The organism is Pseudoalteromonas sp. L21 (genome assembly GCF_021728035.1).
Lineage (GTDB): Bacteria > Pseudomonadota > Gammaproteobacteria > Enterobacterales > Alteromonadaceae > Pseudoalteromonas > Pseudoalteromonas arabiensis.
This window is the reverse complement of record NZ_JAKKCV010000005.1, coordinates 402439-413145: the sequence shown is the minus strand read 5'-3', so window position 1 is coordinate 413145 and position 10707 is coordinate 402439. Positions and strand designations below refer to the sequence as shown.

The following is a 10707-nucleotide window of genomic DNA, read 5'->3' as shown; positions in this document are numbered from 1 at the left end:
GATGGAGCAGCCTGGTAGCTCGTCGGGCTCATAACCCGAAGGTCGTCGGTTCAAATCCGGCTCCCGCAACCAATTCTTTGAATTGGCTGACTTCTTAAATTAAGTGAGAAGTAAAATAAACTTAATATTCAGGCGCGGGATGGAGCAGCCTGGTAGCTCGTCGGGCTCATAACCCGAAGGTCGTCGGTTCAAATCCGGCTCCCGCAACCAATTCTTTGAATTGGCTGACTTCTTAAATTAAGTGAGAAGTAAAATAAACTTAATAATTTCAGGCGCGGGATGGAGCAGCCTGGTAGCTCGTCGGGCTCATAACCCGAAGGTCGTCGGTTCAAATCCGGCTCCCGCAACCAACTGAAATTAATACGTAACATTAGACACGCTAAAGCGTGTTTTTTTATGCCTGAAATTCAGCTGCTCAGGCTCAAAACCCTAAGGTCGTCGGTTCGCCCTCAAAGTTCACAGCTCCCGCAACCAACTGAAATTAATACGTAACATTAGGCACGCGAAAGCGTGTTTTTTTATGCCTGAAATTCAGGTTCATAGCCTAAAGATCGTCGGTTCGCCCTCAAAATCCACAGTTCCCGCAACCAACTGAAATTAAAAATTAATCTGTAATACTAGACACGCGAAAGCGTGTTTTTTTATGCCTGGAATTCAGGTTCATAGCCCAAAGGTCGTCGGTTCGCCCTCAAAATTCACAGCTCCCGCAACCAACTGAAATTAAAAATTAATCTGTAATACTAGACACGCGAAAGCGTGTTTTTTATGCCTGAAATTCAGCTGCTCAGGCTCAAAACCCAAAGGTCGTCGGTTCGCCCTCAAAATTCACAGCTCCCGCAACCAACTGAAATTAAAAATGAATATGTAATACTAGACACGCGAAAGCGTGTTTTTTATGCCTATAAGAAAGTGAAGGTGCTCTTGAGTATCGAAAAAATCTTTTTATCTCATCATAATGTTTGTACTAATAGGTAATAATACGAAATCATTGCCTATTAATAATATGGTTTCTTGCTTCAAAATAGCTCTCTTGATTAAACGGATTGATATTTTTCTTCTGCTACGTTTAGTGACTTGCATAATCTTCTCTTAAAAGATTGAAACGTTTATGTTACAAGGTAGGTAAAATTACTTTTTAGTTACAAGTATGACTGAACTTTACCACTGGTTTGACTTAATTGGCGTGGCTGTATTTGCTGTATCAGGTACGCTGCTGGCCTATGATAAAAAAATGGATGGCTTTGGGGTTGTTGTACTTGCCACCGTAACGGCAATTGGTGGTGGTACGTTGCGTGACTTAATCCTAGATGTTCCTGTTTTTTGGTTACATGATCAAAGCTATTTTTGGGCTATTTTATTTTCGGTATTTGTTACTACACGTTTAATTAATAAGCAGCGTTCGATTGAATTTAATACGCTACAGATAGCAGATGCATTTGGTCTGGCGTTTTTTGCTGTTATGGGCGCTCAAAAAGCAATGTTGGCAGGTATGCCTGACACAACGGCTATTATTATGGGCGTTATTACAGGTTGCTTCGGCGGCATGATCCGTGATGTGCTCGCAGGTAATATGCCTATGCTATTAAAAGGTGAGTTATACGCAATTACCTGTATTGCAGGCGGAGTCGCTTATACGCTGGGTATTTCTTTTGGTTTTGTAACAGAGCTTGCGATGGTGATTGCAATGCTAGTGACGCTTGTTTTACGACTGGCGGCGATGAAGTGGCGGTTAACGTTGCATATTTTTAAATATTCTGATTAAACTATAACTTAGGACTTGTTATAGGGACAGATGAAACGTGTCATTAGCTCGTATTTTCTCTCGTGCACAAATAGGCGTACAAGCACCAGAAGTCATAGTTGAAGTGCATTTAGGTAATGGTTTACCGGCTTTTCATATAGTTGGTCTGCCCGAAACATCTGTGAAGGAAGCGAAAGATCGCGTAAGAAGCGCACTTGAAAACTCACAGTTTGGCTTCCCTGATCAGCGGATCACGGTTAATTTAGCACCCGCAGACTTGCCTAAAGAGGGAGGGCGCTTTGATTTAGCCATCGCCGTAGGCATCTTGGTGGCATCAGGGCAGATTAGTTGTCCCGATATTCATCGTTATGAATTTTATGGTGAGCTTGCCTTAAATGGGGAAGTAAGAGGCGTGAATGCGATTTTGCCCTCCGTGCTCGGTGCTAAAGAGAAAGGCCGTTGTTGCTTTCTTCCTGCCGATAATGACTCCTTGGCGAGTCTTGTTTCTGGGGTCGCACGAAAAGCAGTATATTCTATTCAGGATGTCTGGAACGACTTACTTAACCAGCAACCCCTTCCTTTGAATATTGAATACCCAGAGCAGGAATTAGATAGGGAATCTCTCCTCGATTTAAGCGATGTTAAAGGGCAACCAGGCGCGAAACGCGTATTAGAAATTGCCGCTGCTGGCGGGCATAATTTGTTATTTTTAGGCCCTCCGGGTACAGGCAAATCTATGCTCGCACAGCGTATGCCGACAATTATGCCCGCCATGTCTGACAATGAAGCGATTAGTACCGCAGCGCTTTATTCAATTATTGGTCAATCAGTCGATTTAGCGAATTGGCGTGAGCGTCCCTTTCGCAATCCTCATCATACGTGTTCAGCAGTCGCACTTGTTGGTGGTTCGTCAAACCCAAAGCCAGGGGAAATTTCATTAGCCCACAATGGAGTGCTTTTTTTGGATGAGCTGCCTGAATTTGAGAGAAAAGTACTCGACTCATTGCGTGAACCTATGGAAACGGGCGTAGTAACGATATCAAGAGCCGCGAGGCAAATGGAGTTCCCTTCGCAATTTCAGTTGATTGCAGCCCTTAACCCAAGCCCAACAGGTAGCCACACAGATAAGCGAGCGACGCCCGATCAAGTGCTACGTTACTTATCTCGGGTGTCAGGGCCATTTATCGATCGTATTGATTTACAAATTGAGTTGCCAAGATTAACCAGTAGCCAACTACAAAGTACTGAAATAGAAGAAAGCAGTGAGCAAGTTCGCTCACGTGTTGAGCGTGCCTACGCAATTCAGCTTGAAAGACAAGGCAAAGTGAATGCGCGTTTGAATAATAAAGAAATGAATCGTTACTGTATTTTAGCAGCCGCAGAGCTTCAGTTTTTAGCTAAAGCCAGTGAAAAACTGGCTTTATCGCCTCGCTCTTATCATCGGGTAATTAAAGTGGCACGCACCATCAGCGATTTAAAAGCGCAGCCAAATATAACCTTAAGTGAGCTAAAAGAAGCATTAAATTATCGGGCATTTGAGCGGCTAATTAGTCAGCTAACGCAACTCTAAAAGTTTAAATCGATAACATGTAACCTTTACCACGTACTGTAACAATACGCTTCTGATCCTTTTCATCACTTAATTTTTTACGTAGTCGACCAATCAATACATCGACGGTGCGATCACTTGGGCTCCAATCTGGTTGACCAATCTCTTCAGATATCTTTTCACGTGATGTTGCTTTACCCGCATTTGCAATTAAGCAAATAAGTACTTTGTGTTCAGCTTCTGTTAGGCGCGACTCTTCACCGTTGGGGGTAATCAAGGTTCGATTATCAGGGTGTAGCTTGAAGTCGGCATATTCAATAAACTCTTCGCTTTCATCATCGTTTTGAGAGCTCTTTAGACGTTTGTGAAGGGCACGCATTCTAAGTTCGAGCTCAAGTAAGTCTACGGGCTTACATATGTAGTCATCTGCACCTTGGGCAAGCCCTGCAATGCGATCGGCTTGAGAGTCTCTGCTTGATAGCATAATTACGCCAATTTCTGTGAGCGCGTTGAGTTCTTTTGCTAATAGCAGACCATCACGTTTGGGTAGTACTATATCGATGACAGCTAAAGAGATTGCATTTTGTGAAGGGGCGCGGGATTGCACAATGCCCAGTGCATCGGCACCTGTTGAGTCTACCTCAATCTCAAATTCAGTCTCTTTAAAATGGTTGAGAATACGTTTGACGAGTAGCTCGTCATCTTCAACCAATAAAACTTGAATAGTCATTAGCTTCTATTTCACACTTGATTTGTTGTTATGTTAGCACTGTATGACAAAGAGTGAGAAGTGTAATGGATAGGTTTATAACTATTTCTTACAATTTAATTAGTTAGGTGTCGTAAAGTGAAAGAAAAGTTGAGTACTTTTGTAGTACTCAACTATATAAAAATCTACTTTTCAGCGTAAAGGTATTGCCACCATTGTGGCTGCTCTTTTAGATTTTTATCGAAATAAGCGAGCATGGTGTCCCACCAATCAAAGCGTTTATCGCGTGCAAATATCTGATGGTCTGCGCCTTTGTACTCAATGAGTTCGACATCTTTTCCTAGTAACTTTAATGCCGTGTACATATTGTGACTTTCCCCAACCGGTACATTCGTATCCGAATCACCATGCAGTAATAATAATGGTGTGGTCACCTTGTCGGCATGAAAAACAGGACTATGTTGGCTGTAAAGAGTTGGATTATTCCAAGGAAAGCTATTTTTAGACGCCTCGTTAGAGTATAAGTACCCCCACCAGCCTTGTCCCCAATACGACGTAATATTAGAAATGCCAGCATGGGCGATTGAGGCACTAAACATATCTGTTTTGGTAGCCAGTAGCATAGTCATAAAGCCACCATAGGACGCACCTAAGTTGCCAACACGTTTGCTATCTACGAAGTGATACTGGTTTAAAAACGCCTTTGTGCCATCGATGATATCGTTCGCTGTGTACTCACCCCATGCATTTACGTGTTTAGCTGAGAACTCTTGGCCAAAGCCTGTTGCGCCCGTTGGTTGCACAACATAAACAACATAGCCATGCTCAGCCCACAAGTTAAATGGATAACGACCTGTAAAACCACGAGTAACGGGTGATGTACCGCCATAATAATAGACCAGTGCAGGGTATTTTTTGCTTTTATCTACGTTGTGCGGCAAGTAAACGCGGCCTTTAATTTCAATACCGTCTTTATTGGTAAAGTTAAACTCTTCAAGTGAGGCAATGGCAGTATCTTTATAGGCGATCGGTTTTGAATCCCACAATATTTTCGCGCGGCTGTTACCTAGGCTTAGTTGTTTCAGTTGCTGAGGTGTTGAAGCTGTAGTGCCAGTGAGCAAAATGCTGGGGTTGCGTTCTTTTGAATAACTAAATTGCTCAACAACATCAAAGCCGGCGTTCACCTTATTAAAGCGCTTTTTACTGAGGTCATACTGGTAAAGTTGTACTGTATCTTGTTCTGTAACTTTTATAAGTGCATCACCATTTTCAAGTACATTGAGTTGGCCAATTGCAGGATTAAATTCTTTGCTTAACGCTGTGGCTTTTTTACCATCACGACTTAAAAGGTAAAGTTGCCCATCGTAGTTATTAGCAAGCATGCCTTGTGGTAGGTTACGCCCTAAACCATTGTTAAAGTCAGGGCCTGCCGTTACATAAATCCCTTCGTTTGTGTATTTAGCCTGATTAAAGGTTTTAAATTGACCAAGTACATTCAGCGCTGATGTCGCCAGGTTTAATTCAACCAGCTCAGTTGCTGGCTCGGGTGATAGTTGCATTGCTTGTGCTGAGCGACTCATTAATATGCTGCCACGTTTGGCATCAAAGTCTTCAAGTGAGTGGCTAAGTGGGCCTTGGCTTACTATTTTGCTAAGACCTGTGGCAATATCAAGTAAATAGACTTGTGATGTCGTACGAGCATACGACCAGCGATCTTGTAGACCTTGATAGTGCTTAGTGAGCTTACCATTATCTTCAGGTGATTTTGACCAGCTAAAGATCAAGCTGTTTTGGTCATAAAATTGAAAGCCGTTCGCTCCAGAGAGGTTTTTAGCGATGACACTCAGCTGCATGGTTTTTAGATTTAAGCGCTTAAGCTCACCATTTAATAGATACACTAAACGTTTGCTGTCAGGGCTCCAAGTTATACTACTTGGCTGAGCTGACTCGAAACGATACAGAGTATTGTTCTTGGCGTCTTTAAGCTCTGTAACATATTGAGCTTGGTTGGCGGTTGCATCTTCGTAATGACGTTTGCTCGTGATAAAATAATCGCCACTGGGTGCCATTGACACAAAGCTAATTGTCGGCGCATCGAATAATTGCTTAGCCGATAAACCATGTTGCTGTTTAGCGCTAAATTGTATAGCGTCTAGTTCAGATTTAGCTGTAAAATCAAGCACCACCTGATTCCAGTTTGCGACTTGCTCCGTAACGATAACAATTTGATGATCGCCTTGGCTTAAGGCTAATTCGTAGGCTTGATTTTTTTCTGTTTGTTTTTCGCCATCAATAAATAGCTGAGCGTTTTCAATGCCTTTTAAGGTCAATGTGCCTTCACTGAATCGATCTGTTGACGCTGTGAATTTAAGTGCTTGTAACCCTCCAAGGGTTAACGCACTGACTTTGTCGAATGCTTGCCAGTCAACGTCATTACCAAACAAATGTATACTGTCACTGCTTGTTTGTAAGCTTGGCAATAAGTTTGCGATGATGGCATCGCGATGATCGGTTTGATACGGCTTCAGTTGCATATCTTCTGCAAGTGGGCCAATAAACTGAATGGCTGATTTGTCGATTGGGTCTGCCAAAGAGGTTGTGCTTAGGGCACTGAGTACGAATGCACCCAGTGTTATTTTTAAATGGGTAGACTTACTCTGCCAAGTTCTTCTAAACGTCATAATTGAGCCTATAGTCGGTAATTTGAGCTAATATAGCACGCGCTAAAAAAGCCAAAAAGTGCTCTGCGTTAGAATGCAATCAGGGTTTGAGGTTAAGTCATACACTTGTTAAGGTGAGCAAGTTACCCCAAAGTGAGGATAGATAGTGACACTTTTACTTGTTTACATGGTCGTCGCCATTACGATTTCGTTTTTGTGCTCTGTGATGGAGGCGGTGTTATTAAGCATTACGCCCAGTTATGTTGCATTAATACGTAAACAACAGCCTCATTTAGCTAAACGTGTCTCCAAACTTAAAGATAATATAGATCAGCCGCTTGCCGCTATCTTAACTCTCAATACCATTGCACATACCGCAGGTGCTGCAGGAGTTGGGGCTCAAGCAGCCGTGGTTTTTTCTGATGCTGCCGTGGGCGTTGCATCAGCTATTATGACGTTATTAGTGTTGGTGCTGTCTGAGATCATCCCTAAAACATTAGGCGCTAATTATTGGCGCGCTCTGACGCCTATTGTCAGCCTTGGCTTAGTTGGCTTGGTGTTTATGTTAAAACCCTTTGTCTGGTTTGCAGATATTCTTACTCGTTTCTTAGGTCGAAATTACGATGAAGCTTATTATATTCGTCAAGAAATTGAGGCTATGGCGGATATTGGAACGGAATCGGGAGCGCTTGGTCAGGATGAATCTGAAATAATAAGAAGCTTATTGCACTTTCGCCACGCTAAGCTCGATACCATCATGACACCACGTACTGTATTGTTCAAAGTACATAAAGATTTAACCGTTAATCAGTACTTGTCTGAATATGGCTCTTCGTCATTTTCTCGTGTACTGGTGTATGATCAAAATGGCGATGATATTATTGGCTTTGTGCATAAGAACGATATTATGCTTGCTTATCACCGATTAGGCGAAGACTATAAAATCAGTAAGTTAGTAAAACCTATCTATACTGTGCCAGAAACATTACACGTGCCAACCTTGCTTGAAACACTGTTGACAGAACGCACTCATATTTGCCTAGTCGTGGATGAGTACGGGGATGTGCAAGGAATTGTCACCCTTGAAGATCTCATTGAAGCGTTGATGGGCCTCGAAATAGTTGATGAACATGATCAGTCAGCTAATATGCAGCATGTTGCCAAGCAGCGTTGGCGACAGCGCCTAGAAAGTAGCAATACGATTGTTAGTGATGATAAGCGTAAGCCCTAACGCCTATAGCCAGCCGCCGTTTTAACCATTTGCCGCCATGATAAAGACCAATTTAAAAAGTCGTCTTTGGATTTTGGTCGGCATAGTAAAAAACCTTGCATAAGAATGAACTCTTTATACCTATCAAGGTAATCAAGCTCTTCAACGCGCTCGATGCCCTCTGCAACAATCGCTAAGTCCTCTTGTATGGCAATATTTACTAAACTACTGACGATAACTTGTGAAAATTGATCGGTTTCAATATTGCTGATCAAGGTTCTATCAATTTTTATTTCAGTAAAAGGCAGCGTTTTTAGTTGCTGTACGTTTGTAAAACCTGTACCGAAATCATCAAGGGATATGCCAAAGCCCCTCATGCGTAAGCGGTTAAGCGTTTCTAGCTGTGCAGCACTTCGTAAAGCATATTGTTCTGTTATTTCTAATATCACTTCACTGGGAGTGAGTTTATTAAGGTGTAGGATCAGGGCTAACTTATCAGGGCAGCTTAAGTCTTCTAACTGGGAAGGTGATAAATTGAATGCCAGCTTTAAGTTAGGATCAAAATGCTCTTTTATCTCATTAAAGTCATTGGTTGCTTTTTCGAATAACTGAAAAGTGATGAGGTTAATGAGGTCTAAGTCTTCAGCAATGCAGATAAATCGATCTGGCAAGACGACTTCATCTTCTTTACTGGTGTTTATACGTGCCAATACCTCAATGCTTTCTACCCGATTATCATGGCGATTGATTTTGGGCTGATAATAAGGAAGCACTTCATTGTGACTTATCGCATGCAGGAGCAGCGACTCTGAAATAGGTGATTTTGTACGTTCAATGTGAACAGAAAAATGCTCAAGTTTTTGCAGCAATAAATAAACCTGATTCAATTGTACAGGTTTCGAAATGTTGCCAATCAAGTGGGCGTTATGCTTACGTGCCAAATCTGCCGCTAAATCAATGACTTTTGGATCCATTTCAGAAATAATGGCTATCGCACCATTGTATTTCATTTCACCTAAGTGTCGAATAAGCTCCATCCCATCCATATCCGGCATATTTAAATCTGTAAATACGGCATCAAAGTAATGGGGTGCTTTTTTGATTTTCTCCAACGCATCAGTTGCACTTAAGCAGGTTGTGATATTTGTTATCTCGAGCTCATTTAGTATGGCTTGCATAACAATTAAAATTGCTTTGGAGTCATCTACTACAAGTATATGTCGGTTTGATTTCACCTTATTCACTCCATGAATAAATTAATCTTCTTTAAAAGTAGTAGGAAAAAAGGAGTTCGTCATGTTTTATAACTGGTCAGTGATGAAAAAAAACGCTACTTTAAGAATATTGTCAATAATCCGGAATTTTGCTTTTTCTAAATGTAATAGCTTAATACAACAATAGCGTTTAAAATCATTATGATAACGATACAGCTAAGTCTAGCAGATGAAATTTTTACCTTGCACCTTAAAGGTTCGCAATTAGTAGGACTTTTTCATCATCAACAAGCTATTACCTTTGAGTCGCCCAAGCAGTATATGTATGAGTTTGACTTTCGAGGTGAGCGAGTCGGCTTAGATACGTGTAATGTTGATAACCGCTGCTTAGCTATTTACATAAATCAGCAGTTTGCTCACCGATTAGTGATACCCACGATGACACCTACTAAACCCAAAAGAAGCGTTATTGGCCTTGTCGCTTTAGCGTTTAAATTATTTAAAAGTGCAAAAGTTGTTAAAGCAGCACTTGCTGGAGCATCCGTAGCGGGTTATGCATGGCTATTCTCGATAGAGTTTGCGTTGATGCTAATAGGGTGCTTGGTTGTGCATGAATATGGGCATGTCAGAGCGATGCAGTATTTTGGTATAAAAACCAAAGGTATTTACTTAATTCCATTTGTCGGCGGGCTTGCTGTTTCAGACGATAAAATTACGACCCGTTGGCAAGATGTTGTTATCTCATTGATGGGGCCAGCATTTGGTTTGATCACATCAGTACTGGGTGTGGTGCTTTATTACGCAACTGAGATGGAAATATTCGCGGGTGTAGCAGTATTAAGTGCACTACTTAATCTCTTCAATTTATTACCAATTCTCCCTCTAGATGGGGGGCATGTGCTGAAAAGTATTAGTTTCTCAATGCGCTCGTGGATTGGCCTAACAATGTGTTTAGTGGGTGTGTTATTAGGCCTTTGGCTTAGCTACACTTTCGGACTGACGTTGTTAGTGTTTTTCTTGTTTATTGGTGCGCTGGAAATACTTTTTGAGTGGCGTGAACGCCATAATTCACACCTTGTACCATTAGATACTTATGGGCAAACCTTCTCAACTGTGATGTATGCGCTGGTGGTCGCAGGCCACGTAGCCGTGATGATGCACTTTGCTGATTCACAAAGCGCAATCTTAAGCCTACCAATGAAAATTTTATCAAGTTAGTTTATTGTTTTCGCGCTGAGTTAATTTGAAATAGCGTTATAAAATTAATCGGAATGTTCCATGAGTCATTTATCCGAATTTACTGACATGAAAGCCCATATTCCGTACTTATTTTAGGAGTTATCCTATTTACATAAAGTAGGGTAGAAATTTAAGTTAAATATCTGTGCTTTCCGATTACTTTGCAATTGCATGAGCACCACTTACGAGTCACGCCAATGGAAAGCTGTTTAAGGCTGAAATTATGTGAGAACAAGGCACATTGATTGGAGTGCTCGTTTAAAGTTTAAATCATTATGATTCCTTACTACATTTAGGGCGCCTTATCACTCTATCCGTTTTGGAGGTATGAAATGAAGCATCTCTACCGCGTATTATTTTTACTAATATCTACAGGAGTGATTAC

General features: G+C 41.5%; 7 protein-coding genes and 2 tRNA genes. 6 read left to right on the top strand and 3 right to left on the bottom strand.

The window, feature by feature from the left end:
- Positions 1–133 precede the first annotated feature (133 nt).
- From L3V41_RS16380 to L3V41_RS16365, 4 genes are all read left to right on the top strand, one after another.
- Positions 134–210, top strand: a tRNA-Met gene (locus L3V41_RS16380).
- Positions 211–273: 63 nt separating this feature from the next.
- Positions 274–350: transfer RNA gene (locus L3V41_RS16375), tRNA-Met, on the top strand.
- Positions 351–1147: 797 nt separating this feature from the next.
- Positions 1148–1762, top strand: coding sequence for a trimeric intracellular cation channel family protein (locus L3V41_RS16370; RefSeq protein ID WP_062568185.1), 615 nt, complete (start codon positions 1148–1150; stop codon positions 1760–1762).
- 37 nt (positions 1763–1799) lie between these two features.
- Positions 1800–3311, top strand: a complete 1512-nt coding sequence (locus L3V41_RS16365) for a YifB family Mg chelatase-like AAA ATPase (RefSeq protein ID WP_237128100.1) — start codon at positions 1800–1802, stop codon at positions 3309–3311.
- A gap of 4 nt (positions 3312–3315) precedes the next feature.
- On the opposite strand, the gene L3V41_RS16360 is transcribed toward L3V41_RS16365, so the two are convergent.
- Both L3V41_RS16360 and L3V41_RS16355 read right to left on the bottom strand, forming a co-directional pair.
- Entirely contained in the window at positions 3316–4020 is a 705-nt protein-coding gene (locus tag L3V41_RS16360) for a response regulator transcription factor (protein WP_062568187.1), read from the bottom strand.
- 164 nt (positions 4021–4184) lie between these two features.
- A complete protein-coding gene (locus L3V41_RS16355; protein WP_237128099.1) occupies positions 4185–6680 on the bottom strand; it encodes a S9 family peptidase in 2496 nt (831 codons plus the stop codon).
- Positions 6681–6825: 145 nt separating this feature from the next.
- Here L3V41_RS16355 and L3V41_RS16350 point away from each other — a divergent pair, with 145 nt between their 5' ends.
- Positions 6826–7890: a hemolysin family protein gene (locus tag L3V41_RS16350; RefSeq protein WP_062568189.1), complete on the top strand. Its 1065-nt coding sequence runs from the start codon at positions 6826–6828 to the stop codon at positions 7888–7890.
- Here L3V41_RS16350 and L3V41_RS16345 read toward each other — a convergent pair.
- On the bottom strand, positions 7887–9113 hold the full coding sequence (locus tag L3V41_RS16345; RefSeq protein WP_083515273.1) for an EAL domain-containing response regulator: 1227 nt from the start codon (positions 9111–9113) through the stop codon (positions 7887–7889). The genes L3V41_RS16350 and L3V41_RS16345 overlap by 4 nt on opposite strands.
- A 171-nt stretch (positions 9114–9284) precedes the next feature.
- On the opposite strand from L3V41_RS16345, the gene L3V41_RS16340 reads away from it, so the two are divergent.
- The gene (locus tag L3V41_RS16340) at positions 9285–10301 is read left to right on the top strand and encodes a site-2 protease family protein (protein ID WP_062568190.1); all 1017 of its coding nucleotides are present in this window, start codon (positions 9285–9287) and stop codon (positions 10299–10301) included.
- The last annotated feature ends 406 nt before the right edge of the window (positions 10302–10707 follow it).